This is a genomic window from Dellaglioa sp. CoH-57-MRSF-17, from assembly GCF_056782015.1.
Window position 1 is genome coordinate 1 of sequence record NZ_JBXAXY010000123.1, and the last position, 281, is coordinate 281.

At 55.2% G+C, this 281-nt stretch carries 1 protein-coding gene; it reads left to right on the top strand.

Translation table 11 applies throughout. The features are described 5' to 3' along the window. Window positions 1–246 (top strand): hypothetical protein (locus AC1RPJ_RS08115; RefSeq protein ID WP_481762898.1); only part of this gene is annotated, 246 nt, incomplete at its 5' end. Between the last annotated feature and the right edge of the window lie 35 nt (window positions 247–281).

Genomic DNA, 281 nt, shown 5'->3' on the forward strand with positions numbered 1-281 from the left:
CCGTTTAAGGACGTGAATATCCTACTCGGCTATGAATCCCACATTTTTGAGATTCACGGAGACGGGACCGTGGTTGAGGCCGCTTACGACTATGCTGCGATCGGGAGCGGTGCTGAATACGCGCTTGGGGCCATGTACGCGTCGCATGGTGGACACGGGCCGCGTGAGGTCTTGGAATGCGCGTTGGGCGCTGCCTGCGAATTCGACAACGGAAGCCGTGGCCCCTTCACCATTCTCAGTCCTTGACAAAAGAATCAAGGTGTTGGTAAACTGTCCAATAT